Source organism: Curtobacterium sp. MCLR17_058 (assembly GCF_003234705.2).
GTDB lineage: Bacteria > Actinomycetota > Actinomycetes > Actinomycetales > Microbacteriaceae > Curtobacterium > Curtobacterium flaccumfaciens.
In genome coordinates, this window is the sequence record NZ_CP126262.1 from 2,735,381 (window position 1) to 2,758,015 (window position 22,635).

27 protein-coding genes are annotated in these 22,635 nt (G+C 71.7%); 10 read left to right on the forward strand and 17 right to left on the reverse strand.

Annotated elements, in window-relative coordinates; translation table 11 throughout:
• Nucleotides 1-67 precede the first annotated feature (67 nt).
• The gene (locus DEJ11_RS12890; protein ID WP_027466313.1) at nt 68-499 is read left to right on the forward strand and encodes a GNAT family N-acetyltransferase; all 432 of its coding nucleotides are present in this window, start codon (nt 68-70) and stop codon (nt 497-499) included.
• A gap of 15 nt (nt 500-514) precedes the next feature.
• On the opposite strand, the gene DEJ11_RS12895 is transcribed toward DEJ11_RS12890, so the two are convergent.
• Together DEJ11_RS12895 and DEJ11_RS12900 are read right to left on the reverse strand one after the other, a co-directional pair.
• Nucleotides 515-1,042: an Lrp/AsnC family transcriptional regulator gene (locus tag DEJ11_RS12895; RefSeq protein ID WP_027466312.1), complete on the reverse strand. Its 528-nt coding sequence runs from the start codon at nt 1,040-1,042 to the stop codon at nt 515-517.
• Nucleotides 1,043-1,051: 9 nt separating this feature from the next.
• Nucleotides 1,052-1,618 carry a TetR/AcrR family transcriptional regulator gene (locus tag DEJ11_RS12900; protein WP_071405114.1) on the reverse strand — a complete coding sequence of 189 codons (567 nt, stop codon included), beginning with the start codon at nt 1,616-1,618 and terminating at the stop codon, nt 1,052-1,054.
• Between the two features lie 119 nt (nt 1,619-1,737).
• On the opposite strand from DEJ11_RS12900, the gene DEJ11_RS12905 reads away from it, so the two are divergent.
• Both DEJ11_RS12905 and DEJ11_RS12910 read left to right on the forward strand, forming a co-directional pair.
• Nucleotides 1,738-3,213 carry an MFS transporter gene (locus DEJ11_RS12905; protein WP_111054379.1) on the forward strand — a complete coding sequence of 492 codons (1,476 nt, stop codon included), beginning with the start codon at nt 1,738-1,740 and terminating at the stop codon, nt 3,211-3,213.
• Nucleotides 3,214-3,387: 174 nt separating this feature from the next.
• Nucleotides 3,388-3,837: a phage holin family protein gene (locus DEJ11_RS12910; protein WP_111029358.1), complete on the forward strand. Its 450-nt coding sequence runs from the start codon at nt 3,388-3,390 to the stop codon at nt 3,835-3,837.
• A gap of 49 nt (nt 3,838-3,886) precedes the next feature.
• Here the strand turns inward: DEJ11_RS12910 and DEJ11_RS12915 are convergent, their stop codons facing one another.
• Nucleotides 3,887-4,393, reverse strand: coding sequence for a hypothetical protein (locus DEJ11_RS12915; protein ID WP_017888550.1), 507 nt, complete (start codon nt 4,391-4,393; stop codon nt 3,887-3,889).
• A gap of 40 nt (nt 4,394-4,433) precedes the next feature.
• Entirely contained in the window at nt 4,434-4,823 is a 390-nt protein-coding gene (locus DEJ11_RS12920; RefSeq protein WP_017888549.1) for a DUF5997 family protein, read from the reverse strand.
• Between the two features lie 33 nt (nt 4,824-4,856).
• Here DEJ11_RS12920 and DEJ11_RS12925 point away from each other — a divergent pair, with 33 nt between their 5' ends.
• Entirely contained in the window at nt 4,857-5,681 is an 825-nt protein-coding gene (locus DEJ11_RS12925) for a LysR family transcriptional regulator substrate-binding protein (protein WP_220038326.1), read from the forward strand.
• Nucleotides 5,678-6,148, forward strand: a complete 471-nt coding sequence (locus tag DEJ11_RS12930) for a GNAT family N-acetyltransferase (protein ID WP_111038132.1) — start codon at nt 5,678-5,680, stop codon at nt 6,146-6,148. The genes DEJ11_RS12925 and DEJ11_RS12930 overlap by 4 nt, the downstream gene beginning before the upstream one ends.
• 173 nt (nt 6,149-6,321) lie before the next feature.
• On the opposite strand, the gene DEJ11_RS12935 is transcribed toward DEJ11_RS12930, so the two are convergent.
• The 5 genes from DEJ11_RS12935 to DEJ11_RS12955 form a co-directional block, all read right to left on the reverse strand.
• Nucleotides 6,322-7,002 carry a DJ-1/PfpI family protein gene (locus DEJ11_RS12935; RefSeq protein ID WP_111103645.1) on the reverse strand — a complete coding sequence of 227 codons (681 nt, stop codon included), beginning with the start codon at nt 7,000-7,002 and terminating at the stop codon, nt 6,322-6,324.
• Between the two features lie 88 nt (nt 7,003-7,090).
• Nucleotides 7,091-7,711 (reverse strand): DNA-3-methyladenine glycosylase I, encoded by a 621-nt coding sequence (locus DEJ11_RS12940; RefSeq protein ID WP_111103646.1) that lies wholly within the window; start codon nt 7,709-7,711, stop codon nt 7,091-7,093.
• A gap of 37 nt (nt 7,712-7,748) precedes the next feature.
• Nucleotides 7,749-8,165: a VOC family protein gene (locus DEJ11_RS12945; protein ID WP_111103647.1), complete on the reverse strand. Its 417-nt coding sequence runs from the start codon at nt 8,163-8,165 to the stop codon at nt 7,749-7,751.
• Between the two features lie 390 nt (nt 8,166-8,555).
• Nucleotides 8,556-8,891 carry a hypothetical protein gene (locus DEJ11_RS12950; protein WP_071247515.1) on the reverse strand — a complete coding sequence of 112 codons (336 nt, stop codon included), beginning with the start codon at nt 8,889-8,891 and terminating at the stop codon, nt 8,556-8,558.
• Between the two features lie 22 nt (nt 8,892-8,913).
• A complete protein-coding gene (locus tag DEJ11_RS12955; protein WP_071405106.1) occupies nt 8,914-10,584 on the reverse strand; it encodes a sodium:solute symporter family protein in 1,671 nt (556 codons plus the stop codon).
• Between the two features lie 142 nt (nt 10,585-10,726).
• Between DEJ11_RS12955 and aroQ the strand changes: the two genes are divergently transcribed.
• Nucleotides 10,727-11,170: a type II 3-dehydroquinate dehydratase gene (gene aroQ / locus DEJ11_RS12960; protein ID WP_017888541.1), complete on the forward strand. Its 444-nt coding sequence runs from the start codon at nt 10,727-10,729 to the stop codon at nt 11,168-11,170.
• Nucleotides 11,171-11,427: 257 nt separating this feature from the next.
• Here the strand turns inward: aroQ and DEJ11_RS12965 are convergent, their stop codons facing one another.
• A complete protein-coding gene (locus DEJ11_RS12965; RefSeq protein WP_111103683.1) occupies nt 11,428-12,024 on the reverse strand; it encodes an NAD(P)H-dependent oxidoreductase in 597 nt (198 codons plus the stop codon).
• Nucleotides 12,025-12,112: 88 nt separating this feature from the next.
• Here DEJ11_RS12965 and DEJ11_RS12970 point away from each other — a divergent pair, with 88 nt between their 5' ends.
• Nucleotides 12,113-12,580 carry an MSMEG_6728 family protein gene (locus tag DEJ11_RS12970; RefSeq protein ID WP_111029349.1) on the forward strand — a complete coding sequence of 156 codons (468 nt, stop codon included), beginning with the start codon at nt 12,113-12,115 and terminating at the stop codon, nt 12,578-12,580.
• A 22-nt stretch (nt 12,581-12,602) separates the two neighbouring features.
• Here the strand turns inward: DEJ11_RS12970 and DEJ11_RS12975 are convergent, their stop codons facing one another.
• From DEJ11_RS12975 to DEJ11_RS13005, 7 genes are all read right to left on the reverse strand, one after another.
• A complete protein-coding gene (locus DEJ11_RS12975) occupies nt 12,603-12,893 on the reverse strand; it encodes a hypothetical protein (RefSeq protein WP_110863438.1) in 291 nt (96 codons plus the stop codon).
• Nucleotides 12,894-13,111: 218 nt separating this feature from the next.
• Nucleotides 13,112-13,378 (reverse strand): hypothetical protein, encoded by a 267-nt coding sequence (locus DEJ11_RS12980; protein WP_111233264.1) that lies wholly within the window; start codon nt 13,376-13,378, stop codon nt 13,112-13,114.
• Nucleotides 13,379-13,457: 79 nt separating this feature from the next.
• Nucleotides 13,458-14,597, reverse strand: a complete 1,140-nt coding sequence (locus DEJ11_RS12985; RefSeq protein WP_111046762.1) for a cysteine desulfurase family protein — start codon at nt 14,595-14,597, stop codon at nt 13,458-13,460.
• A gap of 2 nt (nt 14,598-14,599) precedes the next feature.
• Complete coding sequence (gene nadC, locus DEJ11_RS12990) at nt 14,600-15,502, reverse strand: carboxylating nicotinate-nucleotide diphosphorylase (protein ID WP_111103648.1); 903 nt, start codon at nt 15,500-15,502, stop codon at nt 14,600-14,602.
• Nucleotides 15,499-17,166, reverse strand: a complete 1,668-nt coding sequence (gene nadB, locus DEJ11_RS12995; RefSeq protein ID WP_111103649.1) for an L-aspartate oxidase — start codon at nt 17,164-17,166, stop codon at nt 15,499-15,501. The genes nadC and nadB overlap by 4 nt, the downstream gene beginning before the upstream one ends.
• Before the next feature lie 32 nt (nt 17,167-17,198).
• Nucleotides 17,199-18,470, reverse strand: a complete 1,272-nt coding sequence (gene nadA, locus DEJ11_RS13000) for a quinolinate synthase NadA (protein WP_111103651.1) — start codon at nt 18,468-18,470, stop codon at nt 17,199-17,201.
• Nucleotides 18,471-18,478: 8 nt separating this feature from the next.
• On the reverse strand, nt 18,479-19,186 hold the full coding sequence (locus DEJ11_RS13005) for an NUDIX hydrolase (protein ID WP_035808830.1): 708 nt from the start codon (nt 19,184-19,186) through the stop codon (nt 18,479-18,481).
• Nucleotides 19,187-19,330: 144 nt separating this feature from the next.
• Here DEJ11_RS13005 and DEJ11_RS13010 point away from each other — a divergent pair, with 144 nt between their 5' ends.
• The 3 genes from DEJ11_RS13010 (at nt 19,331) to DEJ11_RS13020 (ending at nt 22,615) form a co-directional block, all read left to right on the forward strand.
• A complete protein-coding gene (locus tag DEJ11_RS13010) occupies nt 19,331-19,612 on the forward strand; it encodes an acylphosphatase (protein ID WP_071247546.1) in 282 nt (93 codons plus the stop codon).
• Nucleotides 19,613-19,779: 167 nt separating this feature from the next.
• A complete protein-coding gene (locus tag DEJ11_RS13015) occupies nt 19,780-21,261 on the forward strand; it encodes an MDR family MFS transporter (RefSeq protein WP_110863444.1) in 1,482 nt (493 codons plus the stop codon).
• Between the two features lie 106 nt (nt 21,262-21,367).
• Nucleotides 21,368-22,615, forward strand: a complete 1,248-nt coding sequence (locus tag DEJ11_RS13020) for a D-arabinono-1,4-lactone oxidase (RefSeq protein WP_111054391.1) — start codon at nt 21,368-21,370, stop codon at nt 22,613-22,615.
• Nucleotides 22,616-22,635: the final 20 nt, after the last annotated feature.

Below are 22,635 nucleotides of genomic sequence, written 5' to 3' on the forward strand. Positions count from 1 at the left end.
GGCAATGTACGCCGATCCGGTCCGGAACACACCCTGTTTCGGAAGAAATTCTCAGGAAGGGCCGTCCGTGGTCTCGATCTTCAACGCTCCGACCCGCAACCTGGACATCGTCACGCTGCACGAGATCCTGCGGCTCCGCCAGGACGTCTTCGTCGTCGAGCAGGAGGCCGCGTACGGCGACATCGACGGCCGTGACCTCGAGCCGGGCACCGTGCAGTTCTGGGCCGGCAACGGTTCGGTGGACGCGACGCTCCGCCTGCTCCGCGAGCCCGACGGCACCGAGCGCATCGGCCGGGTCGCCACCGCGAAGCACGCCCGCGGCCAGGGGCTCGGCGCGCAGCTCATGGAGGCCGCGATCGCCGAGTCCCGCTCGCCGAGCATCGCCCTCGGCGCCCAGTCGCACCTGGAGCAGTGGTACGGCCGGTTCGGATTCGTGCGCTCGGGCGACGAGTACCTGGAGGACCGCATCCCGCACATCCCGATGACCCGGAAGCGCTGACCCGGGTTCCGCGCGTCAGGCCCGCCAGCGCCGCAGTTCGTCGAAGGAGCGGCCCTGGGTGGCACGGTCGGCGACGAGGCGTTCGAACACGATGTTCGTCTGCGTCGTCGCCACCGAGGGGTCGCCGCTGAGTTCGTCGGCGACGAAGTCGCGGAGCTGCTCGGTCGACTCGCACGCGATGTGCACGAGGAAGTCCTTGTCCCCCGCCAGGAACGACACGTCCTGCACGACGGGCACCCGCAGCAGGCGCTTGGCGAAGTCCCGCAGTTCGTGGCGGGCCGCGGCGTGCACCCGGACGGACACCATCGCCTCGATCGAGAACCCGAGCCGGGCGACGTCCACCTCGGCCCGGTAGCCGCGGATGACCCCGGCGTCCTCGAGCGCGCGGACCCGTGCCAGGCAGGTCGACGGCGCGATGCCGACGGCGGCCGCGAGCCGGTTGTTCGGGATCCGGGCGTCGGCCGACAGGGTCCAGAGGATGCGCTCGTCGACCTCGTCGAGGCGCGGAGCGGGGTCGGGGCGACGTGCGGGACGGTCGGACACGGCTCGACGCTACCGCGACGGCGCGAGCAGGGCGCGGAGGGCGTCCTCGAGCGCGGCCGACACCACGGCGTCGTCGGCGGAAGCCAGTGGTTCCACCGCGGTGGACTGCCGGAGCATCGACATCCCGAGCACCACCGCCAGCGCGATCTCGGCACGGACGAGCAGTTCCTCGGACCCGGCGCCGCCGACCGTGCCCGCGAGCCGTTCGGCGTACCGGCGCAGCGTCTCTCGGCGGATGGCATCGGCGCCGTCGTCGCCGGAGGACCGGAGCAGGAGCATCAGCTGCAGGGAGTCGTCGTCGGTCGGGGCCCGCACGATGTGCGTGATGATGCCGGTCAGCGCCCGTTCGAGGCCCTGCTGGCTCGTCTCCTCGGCTCCCAGGTCGCGGACGACACGGTCGAGGCAGGCGCGGAAGAGCCCCTCCTTCGAACCGAAGTACCGGTTGATCAGGGCGACGTTCACCCCGGCGTCCCCGGCGATGTCGCGGACGGTCGTCGCGCGGTACCCGTCGAAGGCGAACCGCCGCCGGGCGGCCTGCACGAGCAGGAGTCGGGTGGCCGCGGCGTCCTTGCTCATGGAGCGCAGCCTACCGGTCCTCACAGGGATGTAAGCAAGCGTTGACATGCCTTCTCGAACGCGTACGCTCGTCATGTCAGCAATTGTTTACATTGACGACCACGACGACACGGAGCACGATGACCGACACCATGCAGAGCCCACGCACCGGCTCGCACCCCACCACCGACGGACGCCGGCCGAACAGCACGGCGATCATCGTCTACCTGTCCCTCGGCGGCCTGTCCTTCGCGGTCCTGCAGTCGCTGGTCGCCCCGGCACTGTCGACCATCGGGCAGGACCTCGGCGCCTCCACCAGTGCGACGAGCTGGGTGCTCACCGCGTACCTGCTCTCCGCCTCGGTGCTCACGCCGATCCTCGGTCGCCTCGGCGACATGATCGGCAAGCGCAAGGTCCTCATCGTCGTGCTGTCGATCCTGCTCGTCGGCGCCGTGCTCGCCGCCCTCGCACCGAACCTCGGCGTCCTGATCGTCGGGCGCGCGCTGCAGGGTGCGGCCGGAGCCGTGATGCCGCTGTCGATCGGCATCGTCCGTGACGAGCTGCCGAAGGAGAAGGTCAGCGTCACGATCGGTCTGCTGTCGGCGATCTTCGGCATCGGTGCCGGTGTCGGCATCGTCGCGGCCGGGCCCATCGTCGAGCACCTGTCCTGGCACTGGCTGTTCTGGCTCCCCGCCGTGCTCGTCGTCATCGCACTGCTCGGCGCGGTCTTCGGGATGCCGGAGTCCCCGGTCCGGAAGCCCGGCCGCCTGGACATGGCCGGCACGTTCGTCCTCGCGGTGTCACTCGTCGCCATCCTGCTCGCCGTCAGCGAGGGTGAGACCTGGGGCTGGGGTGACGGCAAGACCATCGGTCTGCTGGTCCTCGGCGCCGTCGCACTGGTCGTGTTCGTCCTGGTCGAGCTCCGGGTCGCCGAGCCGCTCATCGACGTCCGGCTCTTCGCGGTCCGTGGCGTCTGGACCGCCCACGTCGTCGCACTCGTCTTCGGGTTCGCGATGTTCGGCACCTTCGTCCTCGTGCCGACGCTGCTGCAGCTCCCGACGGCGCTCGGCTACGGCTTCGGCAAGGACGTCACGCAGGCCGGTCTCTTCCTGCTGCCGACCGTCGTGATGATGGTCGTCGCCGGGCCGATCGCGGGCATCCTGGTGCGCAAGGTCGGCCCGAAGCCGCCGATGCTCATCGGCGGGTTCGCCATCGTCGCCGCGTTCGTGCTGCCGGCGATCGCACACGCCGAGCTGTGGCAGGTGGTGGCCTCCGGCGTCCTGACCGGCATCGGCATCGGCATGGCCCTGGCCGCCTGCTCGAACGCGATCATCGAGAGCGTCCCCGCGAACCAGACCGGTGAGGCCATCAGCGCCAACACGGTCGTCCGGACCATCGGCTCGAGCGTCGGCACCGCAGTCATCGCCGCGCTGATCACCTCGCACAGCACGCCGCAGGGGCTGCCGACCGACGACGCCTTCACCATCGGCTTTTGGGCGTGCACCGGTGTGGCGGTCGTGGCCGTGCTCGCCGCCGTCGCCGCGCCGTCGATGCGTGCCCGCCGCGCAGCGGCCGCCGCCCGTGGGATCGACGACCTCGAGGAGGTCGCCGAGTAGGGCCGTGGGCCCGACCACCCGGGAGGCCCGTCCAGCGTCGACGACGCGGGGCGGGCCTCCCGTCCGTTGCGCAACCTGGGAACGCACCGGGCGCACGCGAGCCAGCGTGACGATCATCGGACCGGTCGCGTCCTGTCAGGGGACGCGGACCGCCGCGCCCGGACAGGAGACCCCATGAGCAGCACCGACCACGACGACACGACCGCTCCCGGACGGCCGTCGTTCCGCGACACCGTGACCGCCGGACTCGTGCAGAAGGCCCTCGAGCCGGTGCTGCGCGCCGTGCGCGAGGAGGTCGCCTCGGCGCGGCGCGAGATCGGCGAGCGTGCGAGCGGTGCGAAGACCGGGCTGGTGCTCACCGGGGTGGCCGTCGGGTTCGCCCTGACGACCCTGGTCGCGCTGGCCGGCTTCGCGGTGGCGCTGCTCACCCTGGCGCTGCCGCTGTGGGCGGCGACCGGGATCACCTTCGTCGTGTTCGCGATCGTGACCGCGATCCTGTTCGTCGTCGGCCTGCGCGGGATCCGGCGGGGCGTGCCGCCGGTGCCGAAGGACACGATCCAGGCGGCGAAGCAGCGGGTGACGCACGCGGCGGACGCCCCGACGGACAGCGCCGCACGCGACTGACGGACCCGACGGACCGGCTGCGGGGCCGCGACCGCCAGCGCTCGCTCCGCTACATCGCCAGGGTCATGCCGACCACCGCGACGGTCATCGCGAAGACCTCGCCGCTGCGGACGGCCCGCCGGTCCTCGCGGCCCCACTCGTACCGGAGCAGCCAGCCGCTGAACGCGCAGTAGCCGATCACGCCGGCCCCGAGCACCGCGGACAGTGCGATGCCGTGCCCCGCGTGGTCGCCGGCGACACCCGAGGCGTGGCCCATCAGCAGCATCCCCGCCATCACGACGGCGGAGAGCGCGCGGTGGACGTCCATCGGCTCCGCGCGGCGACCGTCGGCGCGGCGGCGACGCATCACGGGCAACGGCGCGAGCAGGAGCAGGAGGGTCGCGGCGAACAGGGTCCACACCGCCCCGGCGTCGACGACGGGCATGAGCATCGCGACGAGCATCACGCCCGCCGGCACGATCACGCCCGGGCGCGGTCGGTAGCGGTCACCGACGATGCAGCACACGGACGCGAACTGCGGCACGACGAGCATGGCGTCGGCGACGGTCTCGTGCACGTGGGGCGTCCTCGGTGCGGCGGAGTGGTGCGGGGTGGGGTCAGTCCTCGGCGCGGGCAGCGGCCTTGGCGGCGCGCTCCTGCTTCACGCGGGCGTTCTCGGCGTGGACGGCGGCCTGCGTCGCACGCTCGCGGACGAGCCACTCGGGCTTCTGCTCGAGCAGCGTCTTGATGTCCGCCGTGGTCAGTGCGTCGTCGATCCCCGCACGGCTCAGGCCGGAGATGGAGATGCCGAGCTTCTGCGCCACGACGGGTCGCGGGTGCGGGCCGTCGCGTCGGAGGTCCTCGAGCCAGGTCGGGGGTTCGGTGCGGAGCTCGTCGAAGGCGGTCCGCGTGAGGGGAGCGCTCTGGAAGGACTCCGGAGCCGCCGTCAGCAAGATGCCGAGCTTCTTCGCAGCCGTCTCGGGCTTCATGGTCTGTTCCTGCGCCATGAGGACAAGGGTACGGCCCCTATGCTCGTCTGCATGACCGCGGCTCTCACCATCGCCTTCGTGCCGGGGGTCTCCCCCGCAAAGTGGGCCCGTGTCTGGCGGGAACGCTTCCCCTCCATCGAGCTCCGGCTGCGGCCGATCGGCGCCGACGACGTCGACGACACGCTGGCCGGTGAGGCCGACATGGTCTTCGCACGCATGCCCGTGTCCGAGCAGCACAACGCCATCCCGCTCTGGACCGAGACGGCCGTCGTCGCGATGCCCAAGGACTCCCCCCTCGCCGAACTCGCCGAGGTCGACCTCGCCGACGCCGAGGTCCACGTGATCGACGCCGGCCCGGTGCCCGCCGACATCGACGGATCGCTCGACCTGGTCGAGGCGAACGTCGGCGTCGTCGTGCTCCCCCAGTCACTGTTCCGCGCCGCCAGCCGCAAGGACCTGGTGGGTCGTCCGCTCATGGACGCCGAGGGCACGCGCATCGCGCTGGTCTGGCGGGACGAGGACGCCACCGAGACCACCGAGGAGTTCATCGGCGTGGTGCGCGGGCGGACCGCCAACAGTTCGCGCCAGCCAGGAGGCCCGGATCGCGACGCCGACGACGACTCGCGTCCAGCTCGTGGCAGCGCCAAGGCCGGGTCGGGTGCCAAGGGTTCGTCCGGCGGGTCGGGTGGGTCCGGCGAGTCGGGTGCGTCGGGTTCCAAGGGCGGCGCCGCGGGCGCCGGCGGCAAGGCCAAGGCCAAGTCGCCCGGCAGCGGCAAGTCCGGCGCCGGCAAGAAGTCGAACACCGGCAAGGGGCCGACACCCGGACGCGGCAAGATGCGCGGGAAGCCGAGCCGGGGTTCCAAGGGCAACCGATGACGGACACGCGGCTGGCACTGATGCCGGCCACGCGCCTCCCGGCCTGGCTCCAGCGCACGATGGCCGAGTACGTCGAGTCGCGGATGCAGGCGGGCGAGACCCGCGAGCAGGCCGAGGCGAACGAGCAGCAGTCACGGGACCGCTGGTTCCCGGGCGGGTCCCCCGCCGACGGGCACCTCGTGTGGGACGTCACCGACCAAGACGACACCGTCATCGGGTACCTGTGGATCGGACCGCTCACGCCGGGCAGCACCGACTGGTGGGTGTTCAACGTCGAGATCGACGAGGCACACCGGCGCCGCGGGCACGCACGGCGGGCGCTCGAGCTCGGGCACCGCGCCGCTGCGGAGCACGGTGCGACGAGCATCGGGCTGAACGTGTTCGGCTACAACACGGGGGCCCAGGAGCTCTACGCGGCGCTCGGGTACCAGGTGACGTCGGCGCAGATGCGGAAGCCGCTGGTCTAGCGCGCGGCGGCCGCGCGGCGGCGGCGGCGGCTGCTGCTGCGGCTGCCCGGTCACAACACCCCGCGTGCATGGCCCCGAGCGGTCACGAAGTGTCGACTGGCCGCGCGCGGAACGACGTGTCGTGACCACTCGGCGGAGGCCAGCGGGGATTCGTGACCGTGTGCAGGTCCGCGTCAGCGCAGGACGGCTGCGGCGGCGCGGGTCACCCTCGCGCCGCGCGATTCCTCGGCTGCTGCGCGGGCCCGGGTGACGACGACGGCGTCGGCGCGCTCGGCCGACCCGTGGTCGAACGGCGGTTGCGGGTCGTACTCGATCTGCAACTGGATCGCCTCGGCCGCGGACTGTCCGGCGAGCTCGGCGGCGAGCCACAGCGCCATGTCGATGCCCGCGCTCACCCCGGCGGCGCTGACGACGGCGCCGTCCCGGGCGATCCGGGCGTCCACCGGCTGCGCTCCGAAGGCCTCGAGCATCGGCTTCGAGGCCCAGTGGGTCGTCGCGCGTCTGCCGGCGAGCAGCCCGGCGGCGCCGAGCACGAAGGCACCGGTGCACACCGAGGTGATCCACGTCGCGTGCTCGGCCTGGCGCCGCACGAAGGCCACGACGTCCGGGTCGAGCATCGCGTCGAAGGCACCGTCACCACCGGGCACCACGAGCACATCCGCGGGGCCTGCATCCCTGATCGTCACGGTGGGGACGAGCGCCAAGCCGCAGTCGCTCGGCACCGGGTCGAGCGTCGCCGCCACGTACTCGACGCGTGCGCCGGGCACGCGGCTGAGGACCTGCGCCGGACCGGTCAGGTCGAGCTGGGTCAGGTGCGGGAACAGCAGGAACGCGATCCGGATGTCGTCGGCCATGTCGTGACCATAGTCCCGGCGAGGACGTGCGTCATGGGCGGGCTGGCTCGTGCTTGCTTGTGCTCCTGGGCTGGACTGGGCTCGCCTGTCAGCCCCAGACGCCGGAGGTCCCACGCCGGTGGCTGCCGATCAGGTGGGTGTCGACGATGCCGAGCGCTTCCATCAGGGCGTACATCGTCGTCGGTCCGACGAAGGCGAAGCCGCGCTTCCGCAGCGCCTTCGACAGGGCGAGGGATTCATCCGACTTCGTCGGGACCTCGGCGAACGACCGTGGCTCGGGGGTGGTCGTCGGCCGGAACGACCACACGAAGTCGGCGAGGCCGCCGTCCTGCCGCAGGGCGATGGTGGCGTTCGCGTTGGTGATCGTCGCCAGGATCTTCGCGCGGTTCCGGACGATCCCGGCATCGGCCATGAGCCGTGCGACGTCGTCCTCGCCGAAGGCTGCGACAGTGTCGGCGTCGAAGTCCGCGAAGGCGGCCCGGAACGCCGGTCGTTTGGCGAGGATCGTGCGCCACGACAGACCGGACTGGAACGCCTCGAGCGAGAGCCGCTCGAACACCCCGCGTTCGTCGCGGACGGGCATGCCCCACTCGGTGTCGTAGTACTCGCGGAGGAGCTCGTCCGACGACGCCCAGACCGGCCGGGCGAGGCCGTCGTCGCCGGTGACGAGGTCGGGCACGGGCGGGGCGTCGACGGGCTCGGTGCTCATGCGACCATCCTGGCGGGCGCCGCCGACAGCCGATCACTCACTCGGCGGGCGGGCCGTCCTGCGTCGCCTGCTCGTCCATCCACACGTACTCCCAGCGGTGTCCGTCCGGGTCGGTGAAGCTCCGCTGGTACATGAAGCCGAGGTCCATCTCCGGGCGGTCTTCGGTGCCGCCGGCGGCGACCGCGGCGTCGACGATGCGGTGGACGTCCTCCTTCGACGGGGCGCTGAGTGAGTTGATGACCTCGATCGTGTCGGCGTCGGCGATCGTCTTGTCCGTGAACTCGGCGAACTTCGCCGTCGTCAGGATCATGACGGAGATCGTGTCGGACACCACCACGCACGCCGCGGTGTCGTCGCTGAAGGCCGGGTTGATCGAGTACCCGAGTGCCTCGTAGAACGCCTTCGAGCGCTCGAGGTCCGTGGCGGGCAGGTTGATGAAGACCATCGTGTCCATGGCGGTTCCTTTCGTCACGCTCAACCTGGACCCACCTGGAGCAGCGCGCAACCGTTTCGCGGGGGAACCAACCAGTACACAATATGCTGGTCGGACGCGGGCGTACGTGGACGAGTCAGAACCCGGTGGTGGACGGGACGAGCCGACGAGCCCGATCCTGGTTTCCTGACGCACGCCCCCGAAAGCGCAAATCCTCGGGCCCGCGCTGGCTGCAGGACATCCGAGGATCACTTTCGACCGAGCAGCACCCGATCGACATATCAATGCTACCCGCAACGCTCGGCCCCGGTCAAGGCACCGGCCGCCGCGGCCGGAAACGACGAAGCCGCTGTCGTCCGACAGCGATTTCGTCGTTCCGCGTCAGGCCGGGGACGCCCGACCAAAGCAGCCTCAGGCCAGCTCGCGCCCCTCGCCCGCGGCACGCTGGTGCGACTCGGCCTCGGCCTGGCCGATGATGTCCTCGGCGGGCACCGGGTTCAGGCGGTCCCAGAGGAAGAACAGGCCGCCGCCGATGAGCAGCGAGATCCCGACCCACAGGTTGATGTGGATCCCGCCGGTCTTCTCGGGGTCGGTGTTCCAGTGCACGATCCCGACGATGGTCGTGATCACGCCGTACAGGACGAACAGGCCGCCGAGGATGCGGCGCAGGTCGAGTCGGCGGGTGGAGCGGACGAGGGCTGCCTTCTGCTCCTCGGTCATCGCGCCGGGGGTGGTGGTGTCACTCATGAGAAGTGGTCTCCTTCGCGGATCAGAGGAACGGGAGGTACAGGACGACGCACAGGACGAGCGCGACGGTGCCGAGCAGTGCGGGCGAGCGGTACCAGGCGGTGTCCGTCGCGACCGAGTCGCCGTGCAGGTCGATCTTGCCCACGCCGTAGACGAGTCCACCGAGCTCCTTCTCGTCCTTCGGCTTGGTGAGCATCGAGACGACGAAGCCGACGACCAGCACGGTGACGAACGAGATGATCGCGCCGTACAGGGTCTCCGCGGTCGCGGTGGCGAACAGGTCCGGGTTGACCAGGTAGGCGATCCAGGTGATCGTCGGGGTCACGATGCCGAGGACGTACCCCCAGAGCGCACCCTGCGTCGTCATGCGCTTCCACAGCAGGCCGAGGATGAACACGGCGAACAGCGGTGCGTTGAAGAACGAGAACAGCGTCTGCATGTACGTCATGATGTTCGACGCCTGGGCCGCGATGAACGCGGTTGCGATGCCGACCACGACGCCGACGACGGTGACCCAGCGGCCGGTCTTCAGGTAGTGCAGGTCGGGCATGTTCGGGCGGATGTAGCGCTGCCAGATGTCGTAGGTGAAGACGGTGTTGAACGACGAGACGTTCGCCGCCATGCCGGCCATGAAGGACGCCAGCAGGCCGGTCACCGCGATGCCGAGCACACCGGTCGGCAGGTACATCTGGATGAGCTTCGGGATCGCGTCGTTGTAGGTCAGCGTGCCGTCGGCGAACTGGTTGCCCACGACGGCCGCGGCGATGAGGCCCGGGATCACGACGATGGCCGGGATGAAGAGCTTCGGGATCGCGGCGATGAGCGGGGTGCGGCGGGCCGCGGACATGTTCTTCGCCGAGAACGCGCGCTGCACCTCGGTGAAGTTCGTGGTCCAGTAGCCGAAGCCGAGCACGAAGCCCAGGCCGAGCACGATGGCGAGCCAGTTGGCGCCGATCGGGTTGGTGACGTCACCGAAGCCGGTGCCGGCCCAGGCCTGCAGGTGCTGCACGCCCTGGGTCTCGGTGATGGCCTTCGACAGGCCGTCCCAGCCGCCGACGCGGTGCAGACCGACGATCGTCAGCGGGATGAGCCCGGCGATGATCACGAAGAACTGCATGACCTCGTTGTAGATCGCGCTCGAGAGCCCGCCGAGGGTGATGTAGACGAGCACGAAGCCTGCGGAGACGATGATCGCCAGCCACTCCGGCCAGCCGAGCATGGCCTCGATGACGATGGCCATCGCGTAGAGGTTGATGCCCGCGATGAGCACGTTCGACACCGCGAACGCGATCGCGTTCACCAGGTGCGGCGCTTTGCCGAAGCGGCGCAGCATGAACTCCGGCACGGAGCGGACCTTCGAGCCGTAGTAGAACGGCATCATCACGAGCCCGAGGAACACCATCGCGGGCACGGCGCCGACGAGGTAGTAGTGCAGGGTGGCCATGCCGATCTGGGCACCGTTGGCCGCCATGCCGAGGATCTCGGTGGCACCGAGGTTCGCGGACACGAACGCCAGGCCCGTGATCCACGCCGGCATCGAGCGGCCGGACAGGAAGAAGTCCATGCTCGTCCGGACCTGCTTGCGGGCGGTGAACCCGATCCCGATGACGACCGCGAAGTACACGATGATCATCAGGTAGTCGACCCAGCCCAAGTCGAGCCGGATCCCTTCGTTCGCTGCAGCGAGAACCATTCACATCTCCACGTCAGTGTGTTGCAGTCGACAACTCTGCCGACCCGGACGGAGACGTTACACGGATTTGTGACCGTTCACATAGCCAGCGCATGCATCGTCCGAGCCGCGCAGCGCTCCCCCGGTTCGCTACGCTCGGCCCATGACCGACGCGTCGCGCATCCTCGTCCTCAACGGCCCGAACCTCGACATCCTCGGGCGCCGCGACCCGGAGCAGTACGGCACCGTGACGCTCGCCGAGATCGAGGCGATCGTGCACACCGAGGCGGCCGTGCACGGGCTCGAGGCCGACTTCCGCCAGACGAACCGCGAGGGCGAGCTGGTCGAGTGGCTGCACGAGGCCCTCGACGACTTCGCCGCGGTCGTCATCAACCCCGCCGCCTACGCGCACACCTCGGTCGCGCTGCACGACGCGGTGGAGGCCCTGTGGGTCCCCGTCGTCGAGGTGCACCTGTCGAACACGTGGAAGCGCGAGCCGTTCCGCCACGTCGACCACGTCGCCACCGCCGCGACGGCGGTCATCGCCGGCGCGGGCGCCGACGGCTACCGCCTGGCGGTCGCGCACGTCGCGTCCCTGCTCGCCTGACCCGACGACGGACTGGGCCCACGCCGCCGGTACCGGGCGGACGCGCCAGCGGCCGACCGGCCGTGCCGGTGGGGAGAGGCCCGTGGCGGCGTCGCCACGGGCCTCCCGTCCGCCATCTGGTCACGCTGGGTCGCGCCCGTTCCTTCCCATGGCACGCGCGATGCCAGGTGGTTCCGGGCATACCTGGTGAGAACTTTCGACCAGGGACGCCCGGAACCACCAGGGACGCCCGGAAGAGCCGGGCGCGCGCACGAGGATCAGAACTCGGCGGGGCGCCGCACGTCGGTCAGGCCGGCGGTGGCGAAGCCGCCGCGGATGAGCGGCACGGCCCGGCGCACGGCCTGGTCGATGCGGAGCTCGAGGTCGACGCTCGCGATGTCGTAGCCACCCTCGCGCTTGGTGAAGTCCCGCTCGTTGCCGAACACCCCGAGCGGCAGGGTCGTGGACTGGAAGAACCCGAACAGCGGGCGCATCTGGTGCTCGACGAGCAGGGCGTGCCGGTCGCTGCCACCGGTGGCGGTCAGGAGCACCGGGGTGTCGACGAGGTCGTACTGCCCGACCCAGTCGAAGAACAGCTTGAAGGCACCGGAGTAGGCCGCCCGGAAGGCCGGGCTGCCGACGACGAGCACGTCCGCGGCCTCCACCGTCTCGAGGGCCCGGCGGGTGCGGTCGGACATCGTCTCGCGACCCGACGCCGCTCCGAGGTCGGCGAGCAGCGGGCCGATCTCGATCGTCTCGGTCCGGGCACCGTCGATCTCCTCGGTCAACCGGGCCACCGTCGCCGCGACCAGGGTCGAGGTCCGCGAGGGGTCCGATGGGCTGCCACTGACGCCGACGACCAGTTCTCCGCTCATGCGGTCGATGCTCACACGCTGCCGGGGCGGGCGGCACGTTCGTGACGACATGTGTCGGGTGCCAGTCGGTCGGGGTAGCGTCCGCGCCATGCAGACCTTCCTGCCGTACGCCGACTTCCGGGCATCCGCCGAGGTCCTCGACGACCGGCGGCTCGGCAAGCAGCGGGTCGAGACCCTGCAGGTGATGCGCGCACTGACGCTCCCCGACTACGGCTGGCAGCACCACCCGGTGACGGCGATGTGGCGTGGCTACCGTCCGGCGCTGATGGCGTACCAGGAGGCCACGTGCCGCGTCTGGGCCGAGCGCGGGTACGCCGACACGTGTCTCGAGAAGACCCTGCTCGACCTGGGCCGCGTGCCGGAGGACCTGGCGGCGTACGAGCGCGGCGACGTGCCGGTCCCGCCGTGGAACGACGACGAGGCCCTGCACGTCTCGCACCGCTCGAAGCTCGTGCAGAAGGCGCCGGAGCACTACCGGGAGCTGTTCCCGGACGTGCCGGACGACCTGGACTACGTCTGGCCGGGGACACCCGAACCGGCGACGCACACCGCCTGACCGTCAGGCGACCGCCCGGCTGTCAGGCGACGGGGATCCAGCGACCGCCCTCGCGCCGCGTGACGACGTCGGAGCGGATCTCGACCACGTCCCGCAGGCCGTCGACTGCGGCGTCGCGGACGGCCGCGGCGGCACGGTCGTCCTCGGCCTCGAAGCGCACGACGGCACAGGGGACACCACGGAGCAGCCGGACGTCCTCGGCCTCGACCACGGCGTGTTCGCGCACGAGGGCGGCCGCGGCGGGCAGGACGGCGTCCGGGGCGGTGCCGGGTGCGAGGGCACCGATCGCCAGGGTCGCACGGTACGAGGGCATGCGACGACGCTACCGGGGAACCGGATCCCGCCGTGGGCTGCAGGGGAACCGACGCCGCTCAGGGGTGCGGACGTCGACCCACGGCGGGATCGCGGTGTACGGCGGGACACGACGACAGGGGGAACGTCGCGCCCCGCGCCGGACGTCGATCAGGGGGTCGACATCCGGTCTGGGTCCACCGCGCGGCTCGGTTCAGGGGAACCGCACGGTGGTGGACCTCAAGGGTGTTCGGTGTCCTCTCGGTACCGGTCCGTCTCGGTCGGTGCGGGCATCGACCGGTGGGCGGCGGCTGGCCGGACCATCGGGAGCAGGGCACTCCCGGCGGTCGCGAGCGCTCCGACCACGGCGATGATCCCGAGCGGGGCCGTGCCGAGGTCGTGCTGCGCTGCCAGGGCGAGCGCGACGAGGGTGGCCGGCGCCGGCAGGAGCTGCACCGCTCGGAAGCGGTCGTCCCGTCGTGTCCGGGTCATCATCGCGTTTGCCATGACGACACTCTGACGCAGATCGGTTGTCCGCAGAAGGGGGGACACGTACCCAGAGATGGAGTAGAACGTCTAGTACACCTCAGCCGAGGGCACGGACGGTTGCCACAGCCTCGGCCACGGCCCCGACGACGACCGGGACGTCGTCGGCCGTCAGGACCGCGTCGAACGTCAGGCGGAGCGCGGTGCGCGCCACGTCCTCGGGGATCCCGAGCGCCGTGAGCACGTGGGAGGCCTCGGTGCTGCCCGCGGCACAGGCACTGCCCGACGACGACACCACGTCGCGCTGCTCGAGCTCGAGCAGGACGGTCTCGCCGTTGACGCCCGGGAAGCAGAACGACGCGTGCCCGGGCAGCCGGTGCTCCCGCGACCCGGTGACGAACGCTCCGGGGACCGCGGCGAGCACGCCGTCGAGCACCGCTTCGCGGACGGTGGTCGCCGTGCCCTCCCCCGACCGCACCGTCTCCGCCGCCAGCCCGAGGGCGGTCGCCACCGCCACGGCACCGGCCACGTCCTCGGTACCGGACCGCCGCCCCCGTTCCTGTCCCCCGCCGTGCAGCAGCGGCTCGAGCGGGACGCCGGCGCGCACGGCGAGCACGCCGGTGCCCTTCGGGGCGCCGAGCTTGTGCCCGGACAACGACAGCGCGTCGACGCCCAGGACCCCGAGACCGATCGGCAGCCAGGGCGCGGACTGCACGGCGTCGGTGTGGAACCGCGCCCCGACCTGATGCGCCACCGCCGCGAGCGCGGGGACGTCCTGCACGGTGCCGATCTCGTTGTCGGCGTGCGCGATCGAGACGAGCGTGGTGTCCGGGCGGAGGGCCGCGCGCAGCACCGCCGGGTCCACGCGGCCGTCCGGCCCGACGGGCAGCACGGTGACGTCGAAGTCGTGGAAGCGGGCGAGGTACGCGCAGCTCTCCAGCACCGCCTCGTGCTCGATGGCGCTCGTGACGACGTGCCGACCGCGGGGCGCGGCGAGGGCGATCCCCTTGATCGCGGTGTTCGCCCCCTCGGTGCCGCCGGTGGTGAAGACGACCTCGGCGGGCCGGCACCCGAGCACCCCGGCGACGGTGGCCCGTGCGGCGGTGAGTCCCCGCGCGGCCTCGTCCCCGACCCCGTGCGTCGACGAGGGGTTGCCGAACACCCCCGTCAGGTACGGCCACATCGCCTCGAGCACCTCGCGGCGGACCGGGGTGGTGGCGGCGCGGTCCAGGTAGAACACGGTCAGTCCCGCACGGGCACCGCGACGTGCTCGGGCACCGCGACGTCGATGTCGAGCCCGAGGTCGAGCGCCCGCGCCGAATGGGTCAGCGCCCCGACCGAGATGACGTCGACGCCGGTCGCCGCGATCGCCGCGACGGTGTCGAGCGACACGCCTCCCGAGGCCTCGACGAGGGCGCGTCCGGCGACGATGCCGACCCCGGCCACGAGTTCGTCCGGGGTGAAGTTGTCGAGCATGATCGTGTCGACCCCGGCCGCGACGACGGGTTCGATCTGGTCGATCCGGTCCACCTCGACCTCGACGTGCACGGTGTGCCCGAGCCGCTGGCGGGCCTGGGCGATCGCGTCGCCGATTCCGATCCCGCCGGCCAGGAGCACCGCCAGGTGGTTGTCCTTGGCGAGCACGGCGTCGGAGAGCGAGGTGCGGTGGTTGTGTCCGCCACCGCACCGGACGGCGTACCGCTCGAGTGCACGGAGGCCGGGCGTCGTCTTCCGGGTGTCGACGATCCGCGCCGAGGTGCCCGCGGCGGCAGCGACGTGCGCCGCGGTGGTCGTCGCGATGCCCGACATCCGCTGCACCAGGTTGAGGGCGACCCGTTCGGCCCGGAGCACGGCCCGCGCCGACCCGGTCACGGTCGCGAGGACGTCACCCGCGACGAAGTGCGTCCCGTCGGCGACGTGCACGACGGCGTGGATCGACGGGTCGACGGCGTGCATCACGGCGACGAACACCGCCCCGCCGCTCAGCACGCCGGGCTCGCGCGCGCCGAGGGTCGCGGTCGCGGTCGCCTCGGCGGGGATGAGGGTCTCGCTGGTGACGTCGCCCCAGGGTGCGTCCTCCTCGAGCGCGGTCTCGATCACGCGACGGAGCGCGTGCGGCGGGATGGTGCCGGGGTCGGTGGTCATGCGGGTACCTCCTGCGGGACGGCTGCGGAGCCGTCGGCGCGTTCGTCCGTGTGCTCGTCGGGGTGTGCGTCGGTGGGGTCGGCGACCCAGGCGTACGAGGCCGGGGCGGTGGGGTCGGTGTCGGGGTGGTCGGTGCGGGCGTGCGCCCCGCGGGACTCGGTGCGGGCCTCGGCGGCGAGCGCGACGAGTCGCGCCAGGTCGAGCAGCGCACGGTCCTCGTGCTCGCGCACGCCGCCGCCGGTCGGCGCGGTCAGCGCGTCGAGGTCGCGGCGCGCGCTGGCCAGCCCGACGGCGTCACGGAGCAGCCCGACGCGGTCCGTCATGACGGACTGGACCGCCTGCCGGACGGCACCCACGTCGGCGAGGTGGGTCGCGCCTCCAGGCAGGGTCGGACGGGAGGCCCGGATCGCGTCGGCCGCTCGGCGCACGCTGGTGACGTGGAGACCCGCGTCCCCGCGCAGGCGGAGCAGGCCGGGTCGCGGTGCGGCGACCGCGTCCGCTGCGCGGACCGCGAAGACGAGCCCCTCGAGCAGGGAGTTCGAGGCGAGCCGGTTGGCGCCGTGGACCCCGGTGCAGGCGGCTTCACCGACGGCGAGGAGTCCGGGCAGGCTGGTGCGGCCCTCGGCGTCGGTGGCGATGCCGCCCATCGAGTAGTGCGCGGCCGGTGCGACCGGGACGCCTTCGCGGGTCCAGTCGAACCCGGCGGCGCGGGTGGCCCGGGTGAGTCCGGGGAACCGCGTGACCAGGAACCCGGCGTCGAGGCCGGTGGCGTCGAGGAACACGGGTGCGCCGCCCTGGTCGCGCACCGCGGCGGCGATCCCCCGGGCGACGACGTCACGCGGGGCGAGCTCGGCGTCCGGGTGCACGTCGGTCATGAAGCGGTGCCCGGCGGCGTCGCGGAGGACGGCGCCCTCACCGCGGACGGCTTCGGACACCAGTCCGCCACCGGGGACGGCCAGCCGTGTCGGGTGGAACTGGACGAACTCCAGGTCGGCGAGGACGGCGCCGGCGCGCCAGGCGGCGGCGACCCCGTCGCCCGTCGCGACCAGGGGGTTCGTCGTCTCGCGGTACAGGTGTCCGGCTCCCCCGGACGCGATGACGACGGCGTCGGCGTCGAGCCGGCGGGGTTCGCCGAGCAGGTCGAGGACGTCGACGCCGACGACCACGCCGCCGCGGACGACCAGGTCGGTCAGGCTCGTGCGCTCGAGGATCGTGACGTGCCGTCGGTGCAGTGCCGCGATGAGGGTGCGTTCGATGGCGGCTCCGGTCGCGTCGCCGTCGGCGTGCACGACGCGCCACCGGCCGTGCGCGGCTTCACGGCCGCGGGCGAGGTCGTCGCCGTACCGGTCGAGGGTCGCCGGGTCCGACGACCGGTCGAAGGGCACCCCGAGGGCGAGCAGGTCGCGGACGCGGGCCGGCCCGTCGGTGCACAGGACCTCGACGGCCCGGGCGTCGGCGCTGCCCGCCGCGGCGACGTGGGTGTCGGCCTGGTGCAGCGCCGCGGAGTCGTCGGCACCGAGCGCCACCGCCATCCCGCCCTGGGCGTACGCGGTGGCGCTGTCGGCGAGCGCCCCCTTCGTCACCAGGGTGACGTCGTGCAGGGCACTGGCGCGGATCGCTGCGGTCAGGCCGGCGATGCCGGAGCCGACGATGACGACGTGCACGGTGGTCTCCCTCGTTCGGTCGGGTCCGCGTCTCAGCCGCGCGGCTTGGCGGCGAGCATGCGCTCGAGCGCCACCTTGGCGTCGGCCTGCACGTCGGCGGGGACGACGATCTCGTTGAGGACCTCGCCGCGGACGAGTGCCTCGAGCACCCAGGCGAGGTAGCCCGGGTGGATCCGGTACATCGTCGAGCAGGGGCAGACGACCGGGTCGAGGCAGAAGATCGTGTGCTGCGGGTACTCGGCGGCGAGCCGGTTCACCATGTTGATCTCGGTGCCGATCGCGAACGTCGTCGGCTCGGTGGCCGCGGCGACGGTCTTCCGGATCAGGTCGGTGCTGCCGGCGTGGTCAGCGGCGTCGACGACGGCCATCGGGCACTCCGGGTGCACGATGACCTGCACGCCCGGGTGCTCGCGGCGGGCCTGGTCGATCTGCTCGACGGTGAAGCGGCGGTGCACCGAGCAGAAGCCGTGCCAGAGGATGACCTTCGCCTCGAGCAGGTCCGCGCCCGTGTTGCCCCCACCCGGCAGGCGCGGGTTCCACATCGGCATCAGGTCCGTGCTGATGCCCATCGCCTTCGCGGTGTTGCGGCCGAGGTGCTGGTCGGGGAAGAACAGGACGCGCTGCCCACGCTCGAAGGCCCACTCGAGCACCGTCGCGGCGTTCGACGAGGTGCACACGATGCCGCCGTTGCGACCGCAGAACGCCTTGAGGTCGGCGGCGGAGTTCATGTAGGTGACCGGGATCACGGGGACGCGGCCGTCGGCGTCGGGCTCGGTGCCGTACACCGCGGTCAGTTCCGCCCACGCCGCCTCGACGCTGTCGATGTCGGCCATGTCGGCCATCGAGCAGCCGGCGGCCAGGTTCGGCAGGATCACGCGCTGGTCGTCGCGCGCCAGGATGTCGGCGGTCTCGGCCATGAAGTGCACGCCGCAGAACACGATCGCCTCGGCGTCGGGCTTCGTCAGGGCGGCGTTGGCCAGCTGGAACGAGTCGCCGAGGAAGTCCGCGTGCCGGACGACCTCGTCGCGCTGGTAGAAGTGCCCGAGGACGACGACCCGGTCGCCGAGGGTGGCCTTCGCCCGCTCGATGCGCTCGTGGAGCTCGTCGGTCGGGGTCGTCTTGTACTCGTCGGGCAGGACGCCCTGGCGCGGGGCGCTCGTCGGGATGACGTCGGACATCGACGACCCCGGGCCGTACCCGGGGCGGGAGTCGAAGTCCCACGTCGGCATCGCGAGGTCGGGCGTGCAGGTGCTGCCGCCGGCCTTGCCGTTGGAGATGAGTTCGATCGTCGTGGCGATGGACACGGGGCTTCCTATCGGTTCCGCTGCTGGTGCTGATCGGCCCCGGTCTGCAGCGGGCCGTTGTCCGCGTAGGCCAGGTCGGGGTTCGAGCGGTACAGGCGGGCCGGACGGTGCCGGCCCCCGCTCGTGGTCTCGTCGGTCGGCAGGACCGCGTCGGTCTTCTCGACCTGCCGACGGAAGTTCGCGGGGTCGAGTGCACGGCCGAGCACCGCCTCGTACACGCCGCGGAGTTCGGCGAGGGTGAAGCGGTCGCCGAGGAACGCCTGCGCGATCCGCGAGTACGACATCTTGTTGCGCAGCCGCCACAGGGCGTACTCGACGATGCGGTCGTGGTCGAAGGCGAGCGGCGGGTGCTCGTCGGCCAGGAACCACCGGACGTTCCAGTCGTCGGGCACGACGTTCGCCTCGTCCGGGTGCACGAGTGCCCAGTACACGATCGACACCACGCGGCTCGGGGAGCGTCCGACGTCACCGAACGCGTAGAGCTGCTCGAGGTACCGCGGCTGGACGTTCGTCGTCTCGCGCAGTCGGGCGGCCGCGGAGTCCTCGAGGCCCTCGTCGTCGCCGACCCAGCCGCCGGGGAGCGCCCAGGAACCCTCGAACGGTTCGGCGACGCGACGGACGAGCGGCATCCACAGCGCCGGGGCCCCGGTGTCGGGGTGCGGGCGCAGTGCGACGATCACGGTGGAGACCGCGACGCGGATGCCTGCTTCGTCCATGGTGGAGATAGTGTCAATCTGACTCGAAGCGTTCGGGTTGGGATGACACTATCACTGCCGACGCGGCGCGCTCGTCACGAGCCGGAAACAGATCGTCACGGGGCCGAAAACTCCCGGAGGGCCGTCGCGGTTAGCGTGGAGGACATGACGACGGTGACGAGGGTGCATGCCGTGGTGTCGGGGACGGTCCAGGGGGTCGGCTTCCGGTACTGGACCGCTCGGAAGGCGGACGGGCTCGACCTCGTCGGCTACGCGAGGAACCTCTGGGACGGCACGGTGGAGGTCGAGGCGGAGGGGCCCTCGGTCGCCGTCGACTCGTTGGTCGAGTGCCTGCGCACCGGGCCACCGTCGGCGACCGTGACCGACGTCAGCCTGCGGTCGGTGGTACCGCACGGCGACGCCGACGGGTTCGCGATCCTGCACTGAGCCGACGTGCGTGGGAGCTGCGCCGGCGACCGGCGCGCTCGGCACCGATCGTTCACCTGCGGATGTCGGAGCGAAGCGGAATAATCGCATCCACTCAGGGAGTTGGCCTGTCTGCGCGTCCTGCGCCACACCCGTTCCACCCGTCGTGACCCACCAGGAGCACCCGCATGACCCAGGCCGTCGATTCCGCCCCCCGCACGGGAAGCGTCTCGCAGCCGTCCGCTGCCGAGACCCGACTCGTGATCGGGCTGCTGCTCGTCTCCGCGTTCGTCGTCATCCTCAACGAGACAATCATGGGCGTGGCCCTGCCCCGGCTCATGGACGACCTGGACATCAGCGCCGCGACCGGCCAGTGGCTGACCACCGGCTTCCTGCTCACCATGGCGGTCGTCATCCCGATCACCGGGTTCCTGCTGCAGCGCTTCAACACCCGACCGGTGTTCGTCTGGGCGATGGGCCTGTTCTCGGTCGGCACGCTGATCGCCCTGCTCGCGCCGGGCTTCACCGTCCTGCTCGTCGGCCGCATCGTGCAGGCCAGCGGCACCGCGATCATGATGCCGCTGCTCATGACGACGGTCCTGACCCTCGTCGACCCCGCGCACCGTGGCCGCATCATGGGCAACATCTCGATCGTCATCTCGGTCGCTCCGGCCATCGGCCCGACGATCTCCGGCCTGATCCTCAACGCGTTCTCGTGGCGTTGGCTGTTCGGCTTCGTGCTGCCCATCGCGATCGCGGCGCTCATCCTCGGCATGGTCAAGGTGCAGAACGTCTCGACGCCGCGCAAGGCACCGATCGACGTCGTCTCGGTCATCCTCTCCGCCTTCGCGTTCGGCGGCATCGTCTACGGCCTGTCCAGCATCGGTGAAGCCGGCACGACCGGTCCGCTCGTCCCGGTGACCGCCCTGGTCGTCGGTGCCGTCGCCCTCGCGGTGTTCATCGTCCGGCAGACGCGCCTGCAGCGCACCGACAGCGCCCTGCTCGACCTGCGCACCTTCCGCACCCGCGGCTTCACGGTGCCGATCGTCGCGATGGGGCTGAGCTTCATGGCGATGTTCGGCACGCTCATCCTGCTGCCGATCTACCTGGAGCGCGTCCTCGGCCTCGAGGTCCTGCAGGTCGGCCTGCTGCTGCTCCCCGGTGGGCTGCTGATGGGCCTGCTCTCCCCCATCGTCGGGCGCATCTACGACCGCCGTGGCCCGCGCGTGCTGCTCATCCCCGGATCGATCATCGTCAGCGCCGTGCTCTGGGCGCTCTCCACCGTGGGTGTCGACACCAGCGTGTGGTTCGTCCTCGGTGCGCACGTGGTGCTGAGCATCGGCCTGGCCCTGACCTTCACGCCGCTGTTCACCGCGGCGCTCGGTGGGTTGCCCCCGAAGCTGTACTCGCACGGCAGCGCGGTGCTCGGCACGGCGCAGCAGCTCGCCGGTGCGGCGGGCACCGCCCTGTTCGTCACGCTGCTGACGATCGGTGCGGCCACCGCCGTCGAGGGCTCCGGTGCCCGTGGGGTCCAGGTGGCCACCGCGTCGGGCGTCGGCACCGCCTTCATGGTCGGCGCGATCATCTCGCTGTTCGGCATCCTGGCGTCGGTGTTCGTCCGCCGGCCCGAGGTGCCCGAAGGCGCGCCGACGCCCCCGCCCGTGCACTGACCGACGAGCCTCTCGCACTGACCGACGAGCCGGGCCGACGCCGAACCCGTGACGGGACCGGCGCCGGCCCGCGCCCGTCTCCGGACCGCGTGGCAGGGTGGGCGCCATGCGGTCGACGACGAGCGAGCTCAACTGGTCCGGCACGGTCACGTACACGGCCGAACGGGTCGTCCGCCCGTCGTCGATCGACGAGGCCGCCCAGATCGTGGCCGACGCCGATCGGGTCCACGGCCTCGGCACCCGGCACTCGTTCAACGACGTCGCCGACACCGCAGGCATCCTGCTCGACCTGACCGGCGTCCCCACCGACCTGGTCGTCGACGCCGAGCACCGCACCGTGACCCTCGGAGCCGGCACCCGGTACGGCGACGTCGCGGCCGACATCGACCGTGCCGGGTTCGCCCTGCACAACACGGGGTCCCTGCCGCACATCTCCGTCGGGGGTGCGGTCGCGACCGGCACCCACGGTTCCGGTACGGCACTGGGCTCGCTCGCCACCGCGGTGCGCGCGTTCGAGGTGCTCGGTCCGGACGGCTCCGCCCGGACGATCGACCGGACGGACCCCGCGTTCGACGGTGCCGTGCTGCACCTCGGACTGCTCGGCATCGTGACCCGGGTGACCCTCGACGTCGAACCGTCCTACCGGATGCGTCAGGACGTCTACGGCGCGATCCCCTGGGACACCTTCACGGCGAACGTCGCTGACGTGCACGCCGCCGCGTACTCGGTGTGCGCCTACACCGTGTTCGGCGATGCGATCACCGAGGTCCTGGTGAAATCGCGCGTCCCCGAGGGCGCCGAGGACGTGCCGGTCCCGGAGACCCTGGCCGGCGCACGGCGCCTGCCCGGCACCCCCGGCGACGACCACCGGACCGCGCGCGACGGCTCGGTCGGCCCGTGGTGGGACCGCCTGCCGCACTTCCCGATCGGGTCCGTCCCGAGCCACGGGTCCGAGGTGCAGAGCGAGCACTTCGTCCCGCTCCGGCACGCGGCGGCCGCCCTCGACGCGCTCCGGGGGCTCGCCGACCGGATCCAACCGCACCTGCACGTCTGCGAACTCCGGACGATGGCCGCGGACGACCTCTGGCTCAGCCCGACCCAGGGCGAGGACGTCCTCTGCATCGCGTTCACCTGGAAGAAGCACCCGGCAGAGGTCGCCGCGCTCCTGCCCGACCTGGAGTCCCGGCTCGCGGCCTTCGACGGCCGACCACACTGGGGCAAGATGAGCTCGCTCGACCACGCGGCGATCGCCGGGCTGTACCCGCGGCTGGCGGACTTCCGCGACCTCGTCGCCCGGGCCGACCCGGAGCGGACGTTCGCATCCGCGTTCGGCGAGCGGGTGCTCGGGACCTGAGCCGGGCCTCCAGGCCGTGC

Excerpts from the sequence above, each read along its gene's own strand:
- DEJ11_RS12930 (WP_111038132.1), top strand. The coding sequence starts at position 5,678 with ATGACGGACACGCGGCTGGCACTGATGCCGGCCACGCGCCTCCCGGCC.
- DEJ11_RS12900 (WP_071405114.1), bottom strand. The coding sequence starts at position 1,618 with ATGAGCAAGGACGCCGCGGCCACCCGACTCCTGCTCGTGCAGGCCGCC.
- DEJ11_RS13005 (WP_035808830.1), bottom strand. The coding sequence starts at position 19,186 with ATGGACGAAGCAGGCATCCGCGTCGCGGTCTCCACCGTGATCGTCGCA.
- DEJ11_RS12940 (WP_111103646.1), bottom strand. The coding sequence starts at position 7,711 with ATGAGCACCGAGCCCGTCGACGCCCCGCCCGTGCCCGACCTCGTCACC.
- nadC (WP_111103648.1), bottom strand. The coding sequence starts at position 15,502 with ATGACCACCGACCCCGGCACCATCCCGCCGCACGCGCTCCGTCGCGTG.
- DEJ11_RS12935 (WP_111103645.1), bottom strand. The coding sequence starts at position 7,002 with ATGGCCGACGACATCCGGATCGCGTTCCTGCTGTTCCCGCACCTGACC.
- DEJ11_RS13010 (WP_071247546.1), top strand. The coding sequence starts at position 19,331 with ATGACGACGGTGACGAGGGTGCATGCCGTGGTGTCGGGGACGGTCCAG.
- DEJ11_RS12975 (WP_110863438.1), bottom strand. The coding sequence starts at position 12,893 with ATGCCCTCGTACCGTGCGACCCTGGCGATCGGTGCCCTCGCACCCGGC.
- DEJ11_RS12905 (WP_111054379.1), top strand. The coding sequence starts at position 1,738 with ATGACCGACACCATGCAGAGCCCACGCACCGGCTCGCACCCCACCACC.
- DEJ11_RS12965 (WP_111103683.1), bottom strand. The coding sequence starts at position 12,024 with ATGAGCGGAGAACTGGTCGTCGGCGTCAGTGGCAGCCCATCGGACCCC.
- aroQ (WP_017888541.1), top strand. The coding sequence starts at position 10,727 with ATGACCGACGCGTCGCGCATCCTCGTCCTCAACGGCCCGAACCTCGAC.
- DEJ11_RS12955 (WP_071405106.1), bottom strand. The coding sequence starts at position 10,584 with ATGGTTCTCGCTGCAGCGAACGAAGGGATCCGGCTCGACTTGGGCTGG.
- DEJ11_RS12945 (WP_111103647.1), bottom strand. The coding sequence starts at position 8,165 with ATGGACACGATGGTCTTCATCAACCTGCCCGCCACGGACCTCGAGCGC.
- DEJ11_RS12950 (WP_071247515.1), bottom strand. The coding sequence starts at position 8,891 with ATGAGTGACACCACCACCCCCGGCGCGATGACCGAGGAGCAGAAGGCA.
- DEJ11_RS12925 (WP_220038326.1), top strand. The coding sequence starts at position 4,857 with ATGACCGCGGCTCTCACCATCGCCTTCGTGCCGGGGGTCTCCCCCGCA.
- DEJ11_RS13015 (WP_110863444.1), top strand. The coding sequence starts at position 19,780 with ATGACCCAGGCCGTCGATTCCGCCCCCCGCACGGGAAGCGTCTCGCAG.
- DEJ11_RS13020 (WP_111054391.1), top strand. The coding sequence starts at position 21,368 with ATGCGGTCGACGACGAGCGAGCTCAACTGGTCCGGCACGGTCACGTAC.
- DEJ11_RS12980 (WP_111233264.1), bottom strand. The coding sequence starts at position 13,378 with ATGGCAAACGCGATGATGACCCGGACACGACGGGACGACCGCTTCCGA.
- DEJ11_RS12920 (WP_017888549.1), bottom strand. The coding sequence starts at position 4,823 with ATGGCGCAGGAACAGACCATGAAGCCCGAGACGGCTGCGAAGAAGCTC.
- DEJ11_RS12970 (WP_111029349.1), top strand. The coding sequence starts at position 12,113 with ATGCAGACCTTCCTGCCGTACGCCGACTTCCGGGCATCCGCCGAGGTC.
- DEJ11_RS12910 (WP_111029358.1), top strand. The coding sequence starts at position 3,388 with ATGAGCAGCACCGACCACGACGACACGACCGCTCCCGGACGGCCGTCG.